The organism is Mycobacterium sp. UM_WGJ (genome assembly GCF_000455125.1).
GTDB lineage: Bacteria > Actinomycetota > Actinomycetes > Mycobacteriales > Mycobacteriaceae > Mycobacterium.
Genome location: NZ_AUWR01000062.1, coordinates 37,256 through 57,995 on the forward strand (window position 1 = coordinate 37,256; position 20,740 = coordinate 57,995).

A 20,740-nucleotide genomic window follows, 5' to 3' on the forward strand; every position below is an offset into this window, starting at 1 on the left:
GACGCGACGTTAACCAGGGCAGGGGAGATACATACCGTGACGATCCACGAACACGACCGGGTTTCCGCTGAGGGCGCAGGCTCGGGGCGGTTCCCCAGTGCCTCGTCCGCTCTGGTGGATCGGTTGACGGGCGGCGAGCCGTACGCGGTCGCCTTCGGTGGACAGGGCAGTGCCTGGCTGGAGTCGCTCGAGGAGCTGGTGTCGTCGGCCGGCATCGAGACGGAGCTGGCCACGCTGGCCGGTGAAGCGGACCTGCTGCTCGAGCCGATCGCCAAGGAACTTGTGGTGGTCCGGCCCATCGGCTTCGAGCCGCTGCAATGGGTGCGGGCGCTGGCCGCCGAGGACCCGATCCCGTCGGCCAAGCAGCTGACTTCGGCGGCCGTGTCGGTGCCGGGAGTGCTGCTGACCCAGATCGCCGCTATGCGGGCGCTGGAGCGCCAAGGGCTGGACCTGGCGGCCACCCCGCCGGTCGCTGCGGCCGGGCACTCGCAGGGCATCCTGGCCGTCGAGTCGCTGAAGGCCGGTGGCGCCACCGACGTGCAACTGCTCGCGATCGCCCAGCTGCTGGGGGCCGCCGGAACGCTGGTCGCCCGGCGCCGCGGCATTTCGATCCTGGGCGACCGCCCGCCGATGGTCTCGGTCACCAATGTTGACCCCGAGCGCATCCGGCAGCTGCTGGACGAGTTCTCCCAGGACGTGCGCACGGTGCTGCCGCCGGTGCTGTCCATCCGCAACGGTCGCCGTGCCGTGGTGATCACCGGGACGCCCGAGCAGCTGTCGCGCTTCGAGTTGTACTGCGAGCAGATCGCCGAGAAGGAGGCCGCCGAGCGCAAAAACAAGCTGCGTGGTGGAGCGGTCTTCGCCCCGGTCTTCGAGCCGGTTCAGGTCGAGGTCGGCTTCCACTCGCCTCGCCTGTCCGACGGCATCGAGATCGTGGCGCAGTGGGCCGCCCAGATAGGTTTCGACGCCGAAGGTGTCGCGTTGACCCGCAAGCTGGCCGACTCGATCCTGGTCGGCGAGGTCGACTGGGTCGACGAGGTCACCACGCTGCACGATGCGGGCGCCCGCTGGATTCTGGATCTGGGACCCGGCGACATCCTGACCCGGCTGACCGCGCCGGTGATCCGCGGCCTGGGCATCGGCATCGTGCCGGTGGCCACCCGCGGTGGGCAGCGCAACCTGTTCACCATCGGTGCCGTCCCGGAGGTCGCCCGGCCGTGGACGAGCTACGCCCCCTCGGTGGTGCGGTTTCCCGACGGTCGGGTCAAGCTCGACACCAAGTTCACCCGGCTGACCGGCCGTTCGCCGATCCTGCTGGCCGGTATGACCCCGACGACCGTCGACGCCAAGATCGTCGCCGCGGCCGCCAATGCCGGGCACTGGTCTGAGCTGGCCGGCGGCGGGCAGGTCACCGAGGAGATCTTCAACGACCGGGTCGCCGAGCTCACGACGCTGCTCGAGCCGGGCCGCACCGTCCAGTTCAACTCGCTGTTCCTGGACCCCTACCTGTGGAAGTTGCAGGTCGGCGGTAAGCGGTTGGTGCAGAAGGCGCGTCAGTCCGGCGCGCCGTTCGACGGGCTGGTGATCAGTGCCGGCATCCCCGAGCTGGAAGAGGCTGTCGAGCTGATCGCCGAGCTCAACGAATCCGGCATCAGCCACGTGGTGTTCAAGCCCGGCACCGTTGAGCAGATCCGGTCGGTGATCCGCATCGCCGCCGAGGTCCCCACCACGCCGGTGATCGCCCACGTCGAGGGTGGCCGCGCCGGTGGGCACCACTCCTGGGAAGACCTCGACGACCTGCTGTTGGCGACCTACTCCGAGCTGCGCTCGCAGCCCAACATCACGCTGTGCGTCGGCGGCGGAATCGGCACCCCCGAGCAGGCCGCCGAATATCTGTCCGGCCGTTGGTCGCAGCAGCACGGCTTCCCGTTGATGCCCGTCGACGGCATTCTGGTCGGGACCGCGGCAATGGCCACCTTGGAGGCCACCACGTCGCCGGCAGTCAAGCAGATGCTGGTGGACACCAAGGGCACCGACCATTGGATCGGCGCCGGTAAAGCGCAGGGCGGCATGGCTTCTTCGCGCAGCCAGCTCGGTGCCGACATCCACGAGATCGACAACGTCGCCTCGCGGTGCGGCCGGCTGCTCGACGAGGTCGCCGGTGACGGCGAGGCTGTCGCGGCGCGTCGCGACGAGATCATCGCGGCGCTGGCCGACACCGCCAAGCCCTACTTCGGCGATGTCACCGAGATGACGTACGCGCAGTGGCTGCGCCGCTACGTGGAATTGGCCATCGGTGCGGGCGACTCGACCGCCGACACCGCGTCACCGGACAGCCCGTGGCTGGCCGACACCTGGCGGGAGCGGTTCGGTTCGATGCTGCAGCGCGCCGAAGCGCGGCTCAACGAACTCGAGTCGGGTCCGATCGAGACCCTTTTCGCCGATTCCCAAGGCACACAGTCGATCCTGGAGCGTCCCGAAGAGGCCATCGCGGCGCTGCTGGCTCGCTACCCCGAGGCCGAGACCGTCCGGCTGCACCCGGCCGACGCGCCGTTCTTCACCCAGCTCTGCAAGACGCCGGGCAAGCCGGTCAACTTCGTGCCGGTGATCGACAAGGACGTGCGCCGTTGGTGGCGCAGCGACTCACTGTGGCAGGCGCATGACGCCCGCTACACCGCCGAGCAGGTCTGCATCATTCCGGGCATCACCGCGGTCGCCGGGATCACCCGGGTCGACGAGCCGGTCGGAGAGCTGCTGGACCGCTTCGAGCAGGCGGCAGTGGACCAGGTGCTCGCCACGGGCGTGGAGCCCACCCCGGTGACGGCGCGCCGTCAGGGCCGCACCGATGTGACCGGCCCGCTGGCCGTGCTGCTCGACGCCCCCGACGTGCTGTGGGCGGGTCGCACCGCGACCAACCCGGTGCACCGGATTGCCGACCCCGATGAGTGGCAGGTGCACGAGAATCGCACCGCCACCCACCCGTCGACCGCGGCACGTCTGGAGGTCGCCTCGGACTCGAGCGTCGTACTGAGCGTGCCGTTGTCCGGTGTCTGGATCAACATTCGCTTCACCGTGCCGGCAGCCGTCGTCGACGGCGCCACCCCGCTGGTCTCCACCGAGGACGCCGCCGCCGCCATGCGCGCGGTGCTGGCCATCGCCGCCGGTGTCGACGGCCCGGAGGCCCTGCCGCCGGTGACCGATGGCTCGGCCACCGTCACCGTGGAGTGGAACCCCGAGCAGGTCGCTGACCACACCGGGGTGACCGCAACGTTCGGCGCGCCGCTGGCGCCGGGTCTGTCCACCGTGCCCGACGCACTGGTCGGCCGGTGCTGGCCGGCGGTGTTCGCCGCCATCGGCTCGGCCAGCACCGACACCGGGTTCCCGGTTGTCGAGGGTCTGTTGTCCCTGGTGCATCTGGACCACGCGGCGCAGCTGCTCGCCCCGTTGCCGGCTGAACCGGCCGAATTGCGCGTCACCGCAACGGTGTCGGCGGCCACCGACACCGAGGTCGGCCGCGTCGTTCCGGTCTCGGTCACCGTGGCGGCAGCCGATGGCGCCGTGCTGGCCACGCTGGAGGAGCGCTTCGCGATCCGCGGACGCACCGGTGCCGCGGAACTGACCGACCCGGTCCGGGCCGGTGGTGCGGTCTCCGACAACGCCACCGACACCCCGCGCCGCCGTCGGCGCGACGTCACCGTGACCGCACCGGTGGACATGCGCCCGTTCGCGGCGGTCTCCGGCGACTACAACCCGATCCACACCGACCGGGCCGCAGCCCTGTTGGCCGGCCTGGAATCACCCATCGTGCACGGCATGTGGCTCTCGGCCGCGGCCCAGCACGTGGTGACCGCCACCGACGGCCAGGCTCGTCCACCGGCGCGACTGGTCGGCTGGACCGCGCGCTTCCTAGGCATGGTCAAGCCCGGCGATGACGTCGACTTCCGGGTGGACCGGGTCGGAATCGACCTGGGCGCAGAGGTTCTGGAGATCAGCGCACGGATCGGTTCGGACCTGGTGATGTCGGCTACCGCCCGGCTTACCGCCCCCAAGACTGTCTATGCGTTCCCGGGACAGGGCATCCAGCACAAGGGCATGGGCATGGAGGTCCGTGCCCGGTCCAAGGCCGCGCGCAAGGTCTGGGACTCCGCGGACAAGTTCACCCGTGAAACCTTGGGCTTCTCGGTGCTGCACGTGGTGCGCGACAACCCGACTTCCCTGATCGCCTCCGGTGTGCACTACCAGCATCCCGAGGGCGTGCTGTACCTGACCCAGTTCACCCAGGTGGCCATGGCCACAGTGGCCGCCGCGCAGGTCGCCGAGATGCGCGAGCAGGGGGCGTTCGTCGAAGGAGCGATCGCCTGCGGTCACTCCGTCGGTGAGTACACCGCGCTGGCGTGTGTCAGCGGTGTCTACGAGCTCGAGGCGCTGCTGGAGGTGGTGTTCCATCGCGGCTCGAAGATGCACGACATCGTCCCGCGTGACGCCATGGGACGCTCCAACTATCGGCTGGCGGCCATCCGGCCGTCGCAGATCGATCTCGATGACGCCGACGTCACCGCGTTTGTCGCCGAAATCTCCGAGCGCACCGGCGAATTCCTGCAGATCGTCAACTTCAACCTGCGCGGCTCGCAGTATGCGATCGCCGGTACGGTAGCCGGCCTGGAGGCGCTGGAGGCCGAGGTCGAGCGGCGCCGTGAGATCAGCGGCGGCAAGCGGTCTTTCATCCTGGTGCCCGGCATCGACGTGCCGTTCCACTCCGAGGTGCTGCGTATCGGCGTGGACGACTTCCGGCGTTCGCTGGAGCGGGTCATGCCGCGCGATCAGGACCCGGCGCTGATCGTCGGCCGTTACATCCCCAACCTGGTGCCCAAGCCGTTCACCCTGGACCGGGAGTTCATCCAGGAGATCCGCGACCTGGTGCCGGCCGAGCCGCTCGATGAGGTGCTGGCCGACTACGACACCTGGCGCAACGAGAAGCCGGCCGAGCTGTGCCGCAAGGTCGTCATCGAGTTGCTGGCCTGGCAGTTCGCCAGCCCGGTGCGCTGGATCGAGACCCAGGACCTGCTGTTCATCGAACAGGCCGCCGGCGGGTTGGGCGTGGAACGATTTGTCGAGATCGGGGTCAAGACCGCTCCGACGGTCGCCGGACTGGCCACCAACACGCTCAAGTTGCCCGAGTACGCCCACAGCACCGTGGAGGTGCTCAACGCTGAGCGCGACGCCGCTGTGCTGTTCGCCACCGACACCGACCCGGAGCCGGAGGAGGTGGTTGAGGAGGATTCCGGCGCCGGCGCGCCGGAGGGTGCGCTCAGCCCCGATGTCGCCCCGGCCGTCGCCGCGGCTCCGCCTGCGGCTCCGTCCGGTGCTCCCCGCCCCGACGACATTGCGTTCGACGCCGCCGACGCCACCTGCGCACTGATCGCGTTGAGCGCCAAGATGCGCATCGACCAGATCGAGGCGCTGGACTCCATCGAGTCCATCACCGACGGCGCGTCGTCGCGGCGTAACCAGCTGCTGGTGGACCTGGGTTCGGAGTTGAACCTGGGCGCCATCGACGGCGCCGCCGAAGCCGACCTGTCCGGGCTCAAGTCGCAGGTGACCAAGCTGGCCCGCACCTACAAGCCGTACGGCCCGGTGCTGACCGACGCGATCAACGACCAGCTGCGCACCATTCTCGGACCGTCCGGCAAGCGGCCCGGTGCCATCGCCGAACGGGTCAAGAAGACCTGGGAGCTCGGTGATGGCTGGGCCAAGCACGTCACCGTCGAGGTGGCGTTGGGGACCCGCGAGGGCACCAGTGTCCGGGGCGGCGCCTTGGGCGGTTTGCACGAGGGCGCGCTGGCCGACGCCGCGGCCGTCGACAAGGCCATCGATGCGGCCGTGCAGGCCGTCGCCGCACGCCGTGGTGTCGCGGTCAGCCTGCCGTCGGCAGGCGGTGGCGGCGGCGCGACCGTGGACGCCGCCGCGCTGGGCGAGTTCACCGCCCAGATCACCGGCCGCGACGGTGTGCTCGCCTCAGCGGCCCGGCTGGTGTTGGGCCAGCTCGGGTTCGACGATGCAATGAGCGCCCCGGCAGGTGCCACCGACAGCGAGCTGATCGACCTGGTGACCGCCGAATTGGGCTCGGACTGGCCGCGGCTGGTGGCGCCGGCCTTCGACGGCCGCAAGGCGGTGCTGTTCGACGACCGCTGGGCCAGTGCCCGCGAGGATCTGGTCAAGCTGTGGCTGGCCGACGAAGGCGACATCGACGCCGACTGGCCCCGCCTCGCCGAGCGTTTCGAAGGCGCCGGCCACGTGGTCGCCACCCAGGCGTCCTGGTGGCAGGCCCGGGCACTGGCCACCGGCCGGCAGATCCACGGCTCCTTGTACGCGCGGATCGCCGCCGGCGCGGAAAACCCGGGCCGGGGCCGCTACAGCGACGAGGTGGCGGTGGTGACCGGCGCCTCCAAGGGCTCGATCGCGGCATCGGTGGTCGGGCAGCTGCTCGACGGCGGTGCGACCGTCATCGCCACCACGTCTCGACTCGACGACGAGCGACTGGGCTTCTACCGCGACCTTTACCGTGACCACGCCCGGTTCGGTGCCGCGTTGTGGGTGGTTCCGGCCAACATGGCTTCCTACTCCGACATCGACGCACTGGTCGAATGGGTCGGAACGGAGCAGACCGAAAGCCTTGGACCGCAGTCGATTCACCTCAAGGACGCGCAGACCCCGACGCTGCTGTTCCCGTTCGCGGCGCCGCGGGTCACCGGCGATCTGTCGGAGGCCGGTGCCCGTGCCGAGATGGAGATGAAGGTTCTGCTGTGGGCGGTGCAGCGCCTCATCGGCGGCCTGTCGAAGATCGGCGCCGAGCGTGACATCGCCTCCCGGTTGCACGTGGTGCTGCCCGGCTCGCCCAACCGCGGCATGTTCGGCGGTGACGGCGCCTACGGCGAGGCCAAGGCGTCACTGGACGCGCTGGTGTCGCGCTGGAAGGCGGAGTCCTCGTGGGCTTCCCGGGTCAGCCTGGCCCACGCGCTGATCGGCTGGACTCGCGGCACCGGGCTGATGGGCCACAACGACGTCATCGTCGATGCGGTCGAGGAAGCCGGCGTCACCACCTACTCGACCGAGCAGATGGCGGCCATGCTGCTGGACCTGTGCAACGTCGAGTCCAAGGTGGCCGCGGCCAACGCCCCGATCGAGGCCGACCTGACCGGTGGGCTGGCCGAGGCGAACCTGGACATGGCCGAGCTGGCTGCCCGGGCTCGTGAGGAGATGACGAGCGAAGCCGCGGTCGACGACGAGGCTGATGCCGGCAACACCATTGCGGCACTGCCGAGCCCGCCACGGGGCCACACTCCGGCACCCCCGCCGGCCTGGGCCGACCTCGACGTCGACCTCGCCGACCTGGTGGTCATCGTCGGTGGCGCCGAATTGGGCCCGCTGGGCTCGTCACGGACCCGCTTCGAGATGGAGGTCTCCGGCGAGCTGTCGGCCGCTGGGGTGCTCGAGCTGGCCTGGACCACCGGCCTGGTCAAGTGGGAGGACGACCCGACCCCGGGTTGGTATGACACCGCGACCGGCGAACTGGTCGACGAGGCCGAGTTGGTGGAGCGCTACCACGACGCCGTGGTGGAACGCGTCGGTGTTCGCGAGTTCGTCGATGACGGTGCGATCGACCCCGACCACGCCTCACCGCTTCTGGTCAGTGTGTTCCTGGACAAGGACTTCTCGTTCGTGGTCTCCAGCGAGGCCGACGCCCGGGCGTTCGTCGAGTTCGACCCCGAGCACACCGTGGTGCGCCCGGTGCCGGACTCCTCGGACTGGCAGGTGATCCGCAAGGCCGGCACCGAGATTCGGGTGCCGCGCAAGAGCAAGCTGTCGCGCACCGTGGGTGCTCAGATCCCCACCGGATTCGACCCGACGGTCTGGGGGATCAGCCAGGACATGGCCACCTCCATCGACCGGGTGGCGCTATGGAACATCGTCGCGACCGTTGACGCGTTCCTGTCGGCGGGCTTCACCCCGACCGAGTTGATGCGCTGGGTGCACCCGTCGTTGGTGGCCAGCACTCAGGGCACCGGCATGGGCGGCATGACCTCGATGCAGACCATGTACCACGGCAACCTGCTCGGGCGTGCCAAGCCGAACGACATCCTGCAGGAAGTTCTGCCCAACGTCGTTGCCGCACACGTGGTTCAGAGCTACGTCGGGTCCTACGGCGCGATGATCCACCCGGTGGCCGCCTGTGCCACCGCGGCGGTCTCGGTCGAAGAGGGCGTCGACAAGATCCGGCTGGGCAAGGCCGAGCTGGTGGTCACCGGCGGCTACGACGACCTGACCCTGGAGGCCATCATCGGCTTCGGTGACATGGCGGCCACCGCCGACACCGAGATGATGCGGGCCAAGGGAATCAGCGACTCGAAGTTCTCCCGCGCCAACGACCGGCGCCGGTTGGGCTTCGTCGAGGCGCAGGGCGGTGGCACCATTCTGCTGGCCCGCGGCGACCTGGCCGCCAAGATGGGCCTGCCGGTCCTGGCGGTGGTGGCCTACGCGCAGAGCTTCGCCGACGGTGTGCACACCTCGATCCCCGCTCCGGGGCTGGGCGCGCTGGGCGCGGGCCGGGGCGGCAGGGACTCGGTGCTGGCCCGTTCGCTGGCCAAGCTGGGTGTGGGCGCCGATGACATCGCGGTGGTCTCCAAGCACGACACCTCGACGTTGGCCAACGACCCCAACGAGACCGAGTTGCACGAGCGGCTGGCCGATTCACTGGGCCGCTCTGACGGTGCGCCGCTGTTCGTGATCAGCCAGAAGAGCCTCACCGGGCACGCCAAGGGCGGCGCGGCGGTCTTCCAGATGATGGGCCTGTGCCAGGTGCTGCGCGACGGGGTGATCCCGCCGAACCGCAGCCTGGACTGTGTCGACGACGAGCTGGCCACTGCCGGGCACCTGGTGTGGGTGCGCGAGACGCTGGAGCTGGGGGAGAAATTCCCGCTCAAGGCAGGTTTGGTCACCAGCCTGGGCTTCGGTCACGTGTCTGGTCTGGTCGCCCTGGTGCACCCGGCGGCGTTCCTGGCGGCGCTGGACCCGAGTCAGCGCGCGGCGTACGAGGAGCAGGCCAACGCCCGGGTGCTGGCCGGTCAGCGGCGACTCGCCTCAGCGATCGCCGGCGGCAAGCCGATGTATGAGCGGCCCGCCGACCGGCGGTTCGACCACGACTCGTCGGAGAAGCGCCAGGAGTCGGCCATGTTGCTCAATCCGGCGGCACGGCTCGGCGACGGCGACGTCTACATCGGCTGAGCACATGCGGTCTGTAGGTTTGGGCGCGTGAGCATCGTTGGTGTCGGGATCGACCTGGTGTCGATCCCCGACTTCGCCGAGCAGGTCGACCAACCCGGGACGGTGTTCGCCGAGACGTTCACCCCCGGGGAGCGGCGCGACGCCTCCGACAAAAGTTCGTCGGCGGCGCGGCACCTGGCGGCCCGCTGGGCGGCCAAGGAGGCGGTGATCAAGGCATGGTCCGGTTCGCGGTTTGCGCAGAAACCGGTGTTGCCGGAGGCGATTCACCGGGACATCGAGGTGGTCACCGACATGTGGGGACGCCCGAAGGTGCGACTCTCCGGTGAGATCGCGCAGCATCTGGCCGAGGTCACGATCCACGTGTCGCTGACCCACGAGGCCGATACCGCCGCCGCCGTCGCGATCTTGGAGATCTGACGGCCGAGCAGTCGGGAAAGCGCCCCAAATAGCGCGTCGTAGGGTGCTTTTATGTCTGCTCGTTCTAGTGACCTGATCCAGCGAGTCCGCGACGTCCTGCCGTCGGTGCGGGCTGACCTGGAGGGTCTGGTGCGCATCGAGTCGGTGTGGGCCGACCCCGCGCGACGACCCGAGGTGCACCGCAGCGCCCAGCGCGTCGCAGACCTGCTGAGCCAGGCCGGTTTCCCGCAGGTGCAGATCGTCGCCGAAGGCGGTGCGCCGGCCGTCATCGCGCACTATCCGCCGCCTCCGGGTGCCCCGACTGTGCTGCTCTACGCGCACCATGACGTGCAGCCCGAAGGCGACGTGGCGCAGTGGGATTCACCGCCGTTCGAACCCACCGAACGCGACGGGCGCCTCTACGGCCGCGGCACCGCCGACGACAAGGCCGGTATCGCAACGCATCTGGCGGCATTCCGGGCACACGGCGGCCAGCCGCCGGTCGGTGTGACGGTCTTCGTCGAAGGCGAGGAGGAATCCGGGTCGCCGTCGCTGGGGGCACTGCTCGCCGCGCACCGCGACGCGCTGAGCGCCGACGTGATCGTGATTGCCGACTCCGACAACTGGAGCACCGATATCCCCTCGCTGACGGTGTCGCTGCGGGGACTGGCCGACTGCGTAGTAGAAGTCGCGACGCTGGACCACGGGCTGCACTCCGGGCTGTGGGGTGGGGTGGTGCCCGACGCGCTGACCGTCCTGGTGCGGCTGCTGGCCAGCCTGCACGACGACGACGGGAATGTCGCGGTCGCCGGGCTTCACCAGAGCACCGCGGCACCAGTCGACTACCCACCCGAGCGCGTGCGGGTCGACACCGGACTGCTGGACGGGGTGGCCGAGATCGGCTCCGGTTCGGTGCCGCAGCGGATGTGGGCCAAGCCGGCGATCACCGTCATCGGTATCGACACCACGAGCATCGCGGCATCGTCGAACACGCTGATCCCGCGGGCCCGCGCCAAGATCAGCATGCGGGTGGCTCCCGGCGGGGACGCCGCCGCTCACCTGGAGGCGCTCACCGCTCATTTGCAGCAACACGTCCCGTGGGGAGCACAACTAACCGTCATCCCGGGCGACGTTGGGCAGCCCTACGCGATCGACGCCACGGGCCCGGTGTACGACGCGGCCCGGGCCGCGTTCGCCCAGGCGTGGGGCGTCGAACCCATCGACATGGGCATGGGCGGTTCCATCCCGTTCATCGCCGAGTTCGCCGCCGCCTACCCGCAGGCGACCATCCTGGTCACCGGGGTGGAAGATCCCGGCACCCAGGCACACAGCATCAATGAGAGCCTGCATCTGGGAGTGTTGGAACGCGCCGCCACCGCCGAAGCGCTGCTGCTGGCGAAGCTGGGGGATCAGCCCGCCTGATGACCGGTCCCTGATCGACGGGCCCACAAGGGCCATTTGTGATTGCATGGGGAGATGGCGCTGAGCCCCCGCATGCCCGATTTGCCGGCGTTCGAGATGTTGGTGGCTATCGCCAGAACCGGCAGCCTCGGCGCTGCCGGCCGGGAATTGGGGCTGACGCAGCAGGCGGTTTCGGCACGCCTGTCAGCGATGGAGGCCCAGACCGGTGTGCGACTTGTGAGCCGTAGTGCGCGTGGTTCGCAGTTAACCTCGGCCGGGGCGGTCGTGACGGAGTGGGCAGACCAGCTACTGGATATTGCCAGTCACGTCGACGCCGGGATGGCTTCGTTGCGGTCCGCCAGCCGTAAGAAGATGAAGGTGGCTGCGAGTCTCACGGTTGCCGAACAGTTGATGCCGCGCTGGATCGTGACACTGCAGGCTTCCGCCACGCGAACCGGTCGCCAGGCACCGGAGGTCATTCTGACCGCCACCAACAGCGAGCAGGTCATCGCGAGCGTGCGAGGCGGAGCGGCGGACCTGGGCTTCATCGAGAGCCCGGGAGCGCTGACCGGTATTCGAAGCCGTGTTGTTGCGCGCGACGAACTCGTGGTGATCGTGCCGCCGGACCACAAATGGGCGCGTCGCATCAACGGCGTGACCGCCGCAGAACTCAGCCAGACCCCGCTGGTCGTGCGTGAACAGGGTTCGGGAACGCGTGACTCGCTGACGTCGGCGCTGCGTGCGGTCTTGGGCCACGAGGTGGCACAGCCACGTCCGGCATTGGAACTGTCTTCGTCGGTCGCCGTTCGTGGGGCCGTACTGGCCGGAGCCGGGCCGGCGGTGATGAGCAGGTTGGCGGTCGCCGATGACCTTGCGGTCGGCCGGCTCCGCAGCGTCGAAGTACCGGAACTGGACCTGCATCGTGATCTCAGGGCGATCTGGGCGGGCGGGCGCACACCGCCGGCCGGTGCCGTCCGGGACCTGTTGAGCCACATCGGCGGCGCCAACCCACCGCGCTGAAGCACGTCTCGGCTATGTCCCGTACTGCAACCACAGGGGCAGAGCGCTGTTGAGCCGCTGCATGAACTTGATCAGTCCGATCCGATACTGCCCAGATCCGAACGAGTCGATTCCGTACTCGGGGAAGGCAATCCCGACCCCGAACAGTCCCGGGGCAATGATCCCGGTCACCGGATCGTATTCCAGCTCCCCCCACTGCGGGGTCGCGGGGAGCTGCCGCCGGGTGAACCCGACGGTGTAGACAACGTGGCTACAGGCCTGCAGCTGCTCGGCGAACTCCTTGTCGTCGACCCGATACCGCTCCAGGCGCTCCGGGAAGGTTCCGTCGATGTTCTCGCGGGCCCACGTTGCGGCATTTCCCTTCAGGCCAGTGTCGTCGAACAGAATCTGATCACCTAGGTAGACAGCGTATTTCGTCGGGCTTCGATAGAAGTTGACGATCTTGCGGACCCGGGTGTCCAACAGGTTGGGCAGGGCCACCATCGATGAGTGTGACGAGCCGAAGACGGCCACCGTGGCATCGTCCAACGCCAGCTGTCCGAGCTTGTCGGGGTTCAGCGCCACGTCGATCGGAATCTCTTGCAGGTGGGGGTGATAGAGAGTCTTGGGAACCGAGCCGACGGCCAGAATCACGTTCTTCGCTTCGATCTCGGTGTCCGGGGTGCTCACCAACCAGTGGCGGTTGCGCAGGGTGAGCTCGGTTGCCACCGTGCGAAGGGCGGTGACCCGCTCGGTCAGGTGTTGGGAGATCCACACCAGCGGATCGGCGATCAGGCCGAGTGGGCAGGTCTGCCCGGGATCGATGTCAGTCAGCTCAAAGTGCGGCGCTTCGGCGAAGCGGAACGACGGGGAGCCGTTCAAGTAGTCGAGGAAGAGCGACACATGGGTGTTGCCCGGGACGGCGCGCCATTTGGTGCCGACGTCCCCGGCGGCAAAGTCGGGATCGATCCAGACGATCTCGTTCCCGGGGATGCCATGGTCGAGCAGTCGGCCCACCGCGGCGATGCCTGCGGGTCCAGCTCCGATCACTGCCCAGCTATGCCCAGTCATCTTCCTGCCTTCCAACGGGGTAGGAGTAGCGCGCCGTGTTGGTCGCTCGATCCGGCGGCTACCCAAGCCCGACCGTTGGAAACAATGCTCCGCCCGCCGCCAGCCCGTGACTAGTGGGGTTGTTCTTGTCGGCTCACAATTAGTAGTTGTGAGCTGCGGTCAACGCCCCCCGGCTGCCGCCGAGCGCTGGCCTTTATCGAGGGCGGGGGTCAGACCGACAGATCGCGCCGCAGTTTCGCGACGTGCCCCGTTGCCCGCACGTTGTACTGGGCCTCGGCGATCTTGCCCTGCTCGTCGACGACGAACGTCGAGCGGATGACGCCTTGCACGGTCTTGCCGTACATCTTCTTCTCGCCGTAGGCGCCCCAGGCCGTCAACACCGATCGGTCCGGGTCGGACAGCAGCGGGAAGGTCAACCCCTCGGCGTCGCGGAATTTGGCCAGTTTGGCGGGCTTGTCGGGGGAGATCCCGACCACGTCGAGGCCGGCGTCGTTGAAGTCGCGCAGGTTGTCGCGGAAGTCGCAGGCCTGCTTGGTGCAGCCGGGGGTCGAGGCCGCCGGGTAGAAGTAGACGACGACCCGTCGTCCCCGGTAGTCGGCCAGTGACACGGTGTTGCCGTCGGCGTCGGGAAGCCTGAACGCGGGCGCTTCATCGCCGGGCGCCAGGCGTGCGGTGTCGGTCAACAACTGCCCCTTTCTGCTCGCCGGGGCCTGAGACGAACCCCGGCTGCTCTAGGGTAGTTCGACAGGGTCAGCATCGGACAGGGAGGACGACAGTGGCGGAACGCGATCCCGACACGATCAAAAAGGACATCGATCAGGCCCGCGAGCAGCTGGCGTCGACGGTCGATATTCTCGCGGACCGGGCCAACCCCCGTCGGCTGGCCGACCGCGCCAAGGCCCGGGCGGTCGAGATCGTCACCCAGCCGGTGGTAATGGCGTCGCTGGCCGGTGTCGGCGGAGTGATCCTCATCCTGACCATTCGCCGAATCCGCAACCGCTGAGATCTGCGCGCGCGACCGCGAAACTGGGTCTGGTGGCGCACTGAAGCCAAACGGCCGGGAGGGGACTCAGTGTCCCTTCCCGGCCGTCGGTGCGTTCTACCGCTGCAACCCTGGGGCTTACAACAGGTCGCCGTCGATCTCGGGGACGGGCAGGATTTCCACGGCATTGACCGGCAGATCCGCGGTGCCCACCGTGAGTGCCTCGGCGGCGCGCGCCGGCCAGTCCACCAGCAGCAGGTCGAAGATGCTGTCGTTGTTGATCAGGCCCACGAAGACAGCTTCCGTCTCGGGGACGACATAGCCGTTGACCAACGTGTTCACCAGGTCCGCGGGGGCACTCAGGAGCGCTTCGAAGTCACCGCCGAGGACGTTGGTCAGGGTTTCGGTCAGCTGGTAGAAGACGCCGATCATCGGCGCCATCATGGTCTGGCTGACCGCCTTGATGAAGGCCCACGCGTCCAGGGGGCCGATGAACTCGTTGAGCAGACTCGACATGTTCTCCGCCTCGCGGGCGGGGATGGACAGCACCGGGCCCATCGCCTTGCCGATGTCCTCAATGCCGTACAGCGTCCAGATGTTGAGTTCGTTGAACGCCTCGAACGGGTTTCCGTTGGCGAGAGCCTCGCCCATGCGCTCCAGGAGCACTTCAAGGCCCGGGTATTTCACATCCTGGCCTTCGACGCCGAAGATCATCTTCTCGAACGCCTCACCGATACCGGCAAAGCCCGAAGTGACGAACCGCGGCTCCATGCCCGGGCGGGCGTCCAGCGGGACGTCCTCCATGCCGATGATCAGCTGACCGTAGTCGACCCAGTTGCTGCCCAGCTGGCCGATCACATCGAAGACGTTGGCATCGTTGAACAAGGTGCTGAGGTTCTCCGCGGTGCGCTCGAACACCGAAGACCAGCCGAAGAAGCCCTCGATTCCGGCGGTCAGCTGTACCGCCTGGTGCCGGACTTCTTGCACGGCCGGCGCGACCGGATGAACAGCCACCAGGCCGGCTCCCGCAACAGCAATCCCGGCAGCCGCCAATCGGGTCGTCAGACCGGTCTTGGTCCTGGTCGCATTGGGTTGGACGGCGAAATCCACGGTAGCTCCTTAGTTGTTGTCTGAGCTGCACCCTAGAGTTAGAGAGCAGAAGTCTGCGAGGTCGCTGATAGACATTACCATAGGCAAGGCTAACCTAGCCGGGTAAAAGTGTGATGGCGGTGACGCCGGTCCCCGGGGCGGCGATGCGGTAGCTGGAGACCTGAGCGCGGCCCGTTGGAGGGAATGGACTTCGAAACGGTCAGCTACCCCCGAGGGTGTAGCGGAGTATCGAACATCGTCCGAACTAAGTGCGCCGTCAGGGTTTCGAACCCCGGACCCGCTGATTAAGAGTCAGCTGCTCTACCAACTGAGCTAACGGCGCCGTGCGGTGAAGAACCGCGAAAGAGACAATAACAGGCGCCGCGCCGGGGGACGAAATCGCGACGTCAGAGCGCTCCTGCGGACGGCACAGCGGCAGTTTCGATAACCCACTAGACTGCCTGCGAGCAGCATCAGCACGGTCAGGTGGGAAAAGCATGGGGCAGGTTGGTTTGGCGGAACGCTGCCGGGGGTTCGGGTCCCGGGCAGCTGCATTGCTGATGGTTCCGGCCACGGTAATGAGCTTGAGTGCGTGTGGTAGCAGCGCCGACGCCGAAGCGGCGAAGATCATCACCGACAAGGGCACCCCTTTCGCTGACCTGCTTATTCCCAAGGTCACTGCGTCGGTCACCGACAAGGCTGTCGGGGTCGCGGTGGACGCGCCGGTGACCGTGACCGCCGAGGACGGCGTGCTCGATTCGGTCACCATGGTCAACGAGTACGGCGCAATCGTCGACGGCAAGCTCAGTGCCGACGGGTTGACGTGGGCGACATCCGAGCAGCTCGGCTACAACAAGCGCTACACGGTCAACGCGAAGGCGTTAGGCCTCGGTGGCGTGACCAGCCGGCAGATGACGTTTCAGACGCACTCGCCGCAGAACCTGACCATGCCCTACGTCATGCCGCGAGACGGCGAGGTCGTCGGCGTCGGTCAGCCGGTGGCGATCCGGTTCGACGAGAACATCGTTGACCGCGAGGCAGCCGAGAAAGCGATCACCATCACCACCGATCCTCCGGTGGTGGGCGCGTTCTACTGGCTGAACAATCGTGAGGTCCGCTGGCGGCCGCAGGCCTTCTGGAAGCCCGGAACCAACGTCGACGTACAGGTCAACACCTACGGGGTGGATCTGGGCAACGGGGTGTACGGGCAGGACGACGCGGCCAGCCACTTCGTCATCGGCGACGAGGTGATCGCCACCGTCGACGACGACACCAAGTCGATGGTGGTGCGGATCAACGGTGAAGTGGCCAAGACCATGCCGGTCTCGATGGGCAAGGAAAGCACCCCGACCAACAACGGCACCTACATCGTCGGCGAGCGCTTCGCGCACATCGTCATGGACTCGTCGACCTACGGGGTACCGGTCAATTCGCCCAACGGGTATCGCACCGACGTGGACTGGGCCACCCAGATCTCCTACAGCGGTATCTTCGTGCACTCGGCGCCGTGGTCGGTGGGAGCCCAGGGCTACGCCAACACCAGCCACGGCTGCATCAACGTAAGCCCCAGCAACGCGCTGTGGTTCTATGACCACGTCAAACGCGGTGACGTGGTGCAGATCAACAACACCATCGGCTCGCTGTTGCCCGGCAACGAGGGCCTCGGCGACTGGAACGTGCCGTGGTCGCAGTGGCAGGCCGGCAACGCCAAAGACTCAGTGCGCTAGACACATTAGGCGCCGTCAGGCCGGGGGCGGTCCGGCTTCCTCGCGCAGGTACTCCTCGCTGCCATTGGGGTAGCCCCCGCCGAACGTGGTGATATGCACGTGGTCGTAGTGGCCGTTACCGCCACCGCTGGGTCCGGCCGGTGTGTAATAGGTACCGCGCCAGATCGCGTCCTGCATGGCGAATCGACCGGCGTTCTCCCGGACGTAAGCGACGATCTGGTCTCCCAACGCGATGCCCTCCGGGCTGCCGGCGTTGGGGATCATCACGTCGATGGCCAGTCCGGACGGATGCCAGCGCTGACCATCGGGACGCACCCCGATCATGTCGTGAATCTGCGGGAACGCTTCGCTGATGCTGCGCGCGACGAGGATCGTCTTGACCTGCATGCCGCGCTCGTTGACGATCCCCGGCGGCAGCGCGTGCGGCGCCGGCATGGACCAGTTGGTCACCAGATCGGGTGCGGGCGGTCCCCAGTCCTGCGGAGGAGGCGGAAGGTCTTCCGGTGGCGGGGGCGGCCCGTCTTCGGGTGGCGGGGGAGGCGCGTCCTCCGGTGGCGGAGGCGGCAGGTCTTCGGGCGGCGGTGGCGGCGCGTCCTCCGGAGGCGGGGGTGGCCCGTCTTCCGGTGGTGGCGGGGGAGCGTCCTCGGGCGGCGGCGCATCGACTGCGGCCGGAGGGGGTGGTTCGTCGCTGTCTCCAGGCTCGGCGCCGACGCCGCCAGCCAAGAACACGGCGGCCGGCAACACTGTTGTCGCGGCCAGAACCGAGGATTTCATGCGCAGATCTACTAGTCCTTGCGTGAGCACGCAGGGAACCGTAACCAAAACGTTATCTCGACATCAACCCGGCGCGCGGAAAGGCGCACCCCGGTTGGATGCTTCGCGCTAGGGCGAGGGCGGGCTGAGTGGCCGTCGGGCGAGGTCAGCTCGGTGTGTGACACCAGTCGGCGCAAACGTAGTGGGCGAGTGTTCGCTAGGTCACAGAATCCCGAACATGGCGGCGATTGCCGACTTACATCGGTGAAATCAGCTCGGCGGCCTCGGCCAGCGGCGTCAGGGCCTACCAGGGCTGGAACAGGTCGCTGATCGCGTTCTGGAAACCTTGCTGGGCGCCATCGACTAGTGCTTGCTGGACGGCGGACCAGTCCAGGTCGGTCGGGAACAATCCGAGGGGCGCTACCACGTTTGCCGGTCCCGGGAACCAGCCGTCGGTGATGTTGCCGTAGCCCAAGTTGACCAGGATCCGCATATCGGGCTCCAACAGGTCATAGAGCGGCTGACCGACTACCGGCAGGAGCAGTAGCGGCGACAGCAGCGGCAGGGTCTGCGCCGGAATCATGTAGTAGTTCGTCAGGCCCTCGCCGGTGAGATCCGCGGAGCCCGGCAACAGCACCGCGTTGCTGATCTGCTCTGCATCGACACTCAGATACGCGAGATGCTGAGTGAAGATGCCCATGAAGGCGTTGAGGTCGGACAGCAGGTTCAGCGGATATCGGGGGAAGTCGGCGAAACCGTCGTACTCGAAGTTGTAGATGTCGGTGGGGTACAGATTGTCGGGTGTCGCCGGGAACACCCCCAAGCCGGACCAGATACCGCCGTTGGGGGCAACAGGATCGCCGACCAGCATGAAACGCATGAGGTCGCTGGGCACGCCCTGGGCCTGCAACTGGTCCATGGTCAGCCCGGAGAATCCGGCGCTTTGCGAGTACCCGAACACCACGACCGGATTCTCCGCACTGACCTGCCCGCCGGCGATCTGCTGCGTGATCGCGGACGTCAAGATCTGTGCCCCTTCGATCCGCGATTCGGCCTTGTCGAAAAAGAGCCGTTCGGGCGTGGTCAGGATCTGCATGGTGCCGGTGAAGCCATGCGGCTGTAGGTAGAGCTCGTTGGCCAGATCGGCGTAGCGCTGGCCAGGCGTCGGAATCCCGCTGGGGCCCAGGATCAGGGCGGTGCCACCCCCGAGCGGGGAGCCGGTGGTATCGCTGGCGGTCAACCGAACCTCGGCGCCGTCGTGTTGCGCAAGCGGCACGACTGCGGCGATCAGGCCGGCGGTGACGGCGGTGCAGGCGCCGAAGGCTCGGTGCCGGCCGATGGGGTTAGGCGCGGACCACATCGAGAGTTCCTCCCTGCGGCGTCATCGACGCTGCCCTCTGCCCCCGGTGGCCGAGATGGCCGATTCTCAATATCGGGGACGCAGCGGACGGCGTCAACGCCAGATTCCTCGCAATCCCTGAGCATTGCCTGTGTGGTTGTTAGGGTCGTCGGCAGTCTCGCGCAAACTCCGACGAGGGAATCCGACGTGACAAAGATGAAGCGGTTTCTGTGTGGTGCGACCGTCGCCGGATTGATTGCCGGAACGGGGGCGGTGGTCGGGACGCAGCCGGGGCTGTCCGCGCGGACTGCCGACTGGCTGCTTGCTGCCGAGCACGTGTTGCTGATCGGTACCGACGGCACCAACTTGGACAAGATCCTGGAGTACGCCTACAACCAAGACAGCGGCTTCAAAACCGCGATGGACCAAGGTATTACCGGAACCGCAAGTTTGGTCAATCACACCACCTTCTCCGGCCCGTCGTGGTCGACGATCCTCACCGGAGTGTGGGACGACAAGCATGGTGTGACCAACAACCTGTTCAGTCCCGAGCCGTACAACCTGTGGCCGACGGTGTTCAACCTGCTTGAGTACTACAAGCCGGAGATCAACACCACGGTGATCGCCGACTGGGACTACATCAACGACATCGCTGCCGCGGGCGGCTACCCGGTCGACAACAACATCTTCGTTCCCTTCGAGACCAACTGGGCCGATGCGGACGCGCTGGTCACCGCCCAGACCATCGCCCAGATCATGGCGACCGCGGACAACCCGGAAGACATCTCCAACTTCCTGTTCTCCTATCAGGTGCAGGTCGATGAGGCCGGGCACGGATTCGGTGGGGGGTCGGCCGAATATGCCCAAGCTGTCGTGAATGTCGGTGCCAACATCCAGCAGATCCTAGCTGCGGTAGCACAGGTGAAGGCGATCACCGGTGACGATTGGTCGATCATCATCACCACCGACCACGGACACCAGCAGTCGCACGACATCTTGGGCCACGGCTTCCAATCGCCCAACGAGACATCGTCGTTCGTCATCTTCGATCAGGCCGGCGATCACGCGACCGACGGCAGCCAGAACCTAAATTACTCGATGGTGGACATCACGCCCACGATCTTGTCGCTGTTCGGGGTCCCGCTGCGGTCGGACTTCGACGGCGTCTCCATGGTCAACGACCCCACCATCTTGAACAGCATCGTCACTCCCGCCGACCTCAAGCGGGCGCTGCTCGACGCGCTCGCGATGTACGGCTACCCAAATATCGGCAATGAGATCGCCTTGGCCATTCGCACGGTGCTCACCTCTATCCCGTACGGGCTCAATCTGGTCGTCACCGAGATTGACAAGCTCTTGCAGTCGATCGTCGATCAGGACATCTTCCTGGTCAGTGGACTGGCCCAATTCGCGCAGCAGATCAACGATTTCGTGGGCGGTCTGGTGGTCGACACCAGCGTCGCGCTGGCTCGGGGCGTTGCGTTCCTGACCGGATCGGGAGTCATCTCGCCGTCCGACCCGCCGTTGCCGCTGCCTGGTGCCTCGGAGTTCTCCGACCCGTGGGGGCTGCTCTCCGCGGGCGGCAGCCTGTTCGCACCCGACCATTCGCTCGGGGAGCTCGAACTGCCCTGGCTGCTCGACGCCTGATCCGCCTTGGGCTTGTGGGTGCGCTAGCTCATTGCATCTAGTGTCCTGAGTCAT

At 67.3% G+C, this 20,740-nt stretch carries 12 protein-coding genes and 1 tRNA gene; 7 read left to right on the top strand and 6 right to left on the bottom strand.

The annotated features are described in order from the left end of the window. Positions 1–36 precede the first annotated feature (36 nt). Genes N416_RS0117955 through N416_RS0117970 form a run of 4 tightly spaced genes read left to right on the top strand, consistent with a single transcriptional unit; the run spans position 37 to position 12,099 of the window. Complete coding sequence (locus tag N416_RS0117955) at positions 37–9,282, top strand: type I polyketide synthase (protein ID WP_024443487.1); 9,246 nt, start codon at positions 37–39, stop codon at positions 9,280–9,282. Between the two features lie 27 nt (positions 9,283–9,309). Continuing rightward, the gene (locus N416_RS0117960; RefSeq protein WP_024443488.1) at positions 9,310–9,699 is read left to right on the top strand and encodes a holo-ACP synthase; all 390 of its coding nucleotides are present in this window, start codon (positions 9,310–9,312) and stop codon (positions 9,697–9,699) included. A gap of 51 nt (positions 9,700–9,750) precedes the next feature. Beyond that, positions 9,751–11,100 carry a dipeptidase gene (locus tag N416_RS0117965; protein WP_036458473.1) on the top strand — a complete coding sequence of 450 codons (1,350 nt, stop codon included), beginning with the start codon at positions 9,751–9,753 and terminating at the stop codon, positions 11,098–11,100. 54 nt (positions 11,101–11,154) lie between these two features. Beyond that, positions 11,155–12,099, top strand: coding sequence for a LysR family transcriptional regulator (locus N416_RS0117970; protein WP_024443490.1), 945 nt, complete (start codon positions 11,155–11,157; stop codon positions 12,097–12,099). A gap of 12 nt (positions 12,100–12,111) precedes the next feature. On the opposite strand, the gene N416_RS0117975 is transcribed toward N416_RS0117970, so the two are convergent. Together N416_RS0117975 and bcp are read right to left on the bottom strand one after the other, a co-directional pair. Continuing rightward, positions 12,112–13,149: an FAD/NAD(P)-binding protein gene (locus tag N416_RS0117975; protein ID WP_024443491.1), complete on the bottom strand. Its 1,038-nt coding sequence runs from the start codon at positions 13,147–13,149 to the stop codon at positions 12,112–12,114. 209 nt (positions 13,150–13,358) lie between these two features. After that, complete coding sequence (gene bcp / locus N416_RS0117980) at positions 13,359–13,832, bottom strand: thioredoxin-dependent thiol peroxidase (RefSeq protein ID WP_024443492.1); 474 nt, start codon at positions 13,830–13,832, stop codon at positions 13,359–13,361. A gap of 92 nt (positions 13,833–13,924) precedes the next feature. Here bcp and N416_RS0117985 point away from each other — a divergent pair, with 92 nt between their 5' ends. Beyond that, entirely contained in the window at positions 13,925–14,152 is a 228-nt protein-coding gene (locus N416_RS0117985; RefSeq protein WP_024443493.1) for a DUF3618 domain-containing protein, read from the top strand. Positions 14,153–14,269: 117 nt separating this feature from the next. Here the strand turns inward: N416_RS0117985 and N416_RS0117990 are convergent, their stop codons facing one another. Both N416_RS0117990 and N416_RS0117995 read right to left on the bottom strand, forming a co-directional pair. Continuing rightward, entirely contained in the window at positions 14,270–15,241 is a 972-nt protein-coding gene (locus tag N416_RS0117990) for a hypothetical protein (protein ID WP_024443494.1), read from the bottom strand. A gap of 249 nt (positions 15,242–15,490) precedes the next feature. Further along, positions 15,491–15,563 (bottom strand) — tRNA-Lys (locus N416_RS0117995). Between the two features lie 235 nt (positions 15,564–15,798). Here N416_RS0117995 and N416_RS0118000 point away from each other — a divergent pair. Beyond that, the gene (locus N416_RS0118000) at positions 15,799–16,947 is read left to right on the top strand and encodes an Ig-like domain-containing protein (protein ID WP_369797615.1); all 1,149 of its coding nucleotides are present in this window, start codon (positions 15,799–15,801) and stop codon (positions 16,945–16,947) included. Positions 16,948–16,962: 15 nt separating this feature from the next. Here the strand turns inward: N416_RS0118000 and N416_RS23595 are convergent, their stop codons facing one another. Beyond that, complete coding sequence (locus N416_RS23595; RefSeq protein WP_196805156.1) at positions 16,963–17,721, bottom strand: hypothetical protein; 759 nt, start codon at positions 17,719–17,721, stop codon at positions 16,963–16,965. Positions 17,722–18,004: 283 nt separating this feature from the next. After that, positions 18,005–19,060 (bottom strand): PE-PPE domain-containing protein, encoded by a 1,056-nt coding sequence (locus N416_RS0118010; RefSeq protein ID WP_024443496.1) that lies wholly within the window; start codon positions 19,058–19,060, stop codon positions 18,005–18,007. A 195-nt stretch (positions 19,061–19,255) separates the two neighbouring features. Here N416_RS0118010 and N416_RS0118015 point away from each other — a divergent pair, with 195 nt between their 5' ends. Continuing rightward, complete coding sequence (locus tag N416_RS0118015; RefSeq protein ID WP_369797616.1) at positions 19,256–20,686, top strand: alkaline phosphatase family protein; 1,431 nt, start codon at positions 19,256–19,258, stop codon at positions 20,684–20,686. Positions 20,687–20,740: the final 54 nt, after the last annotated feature.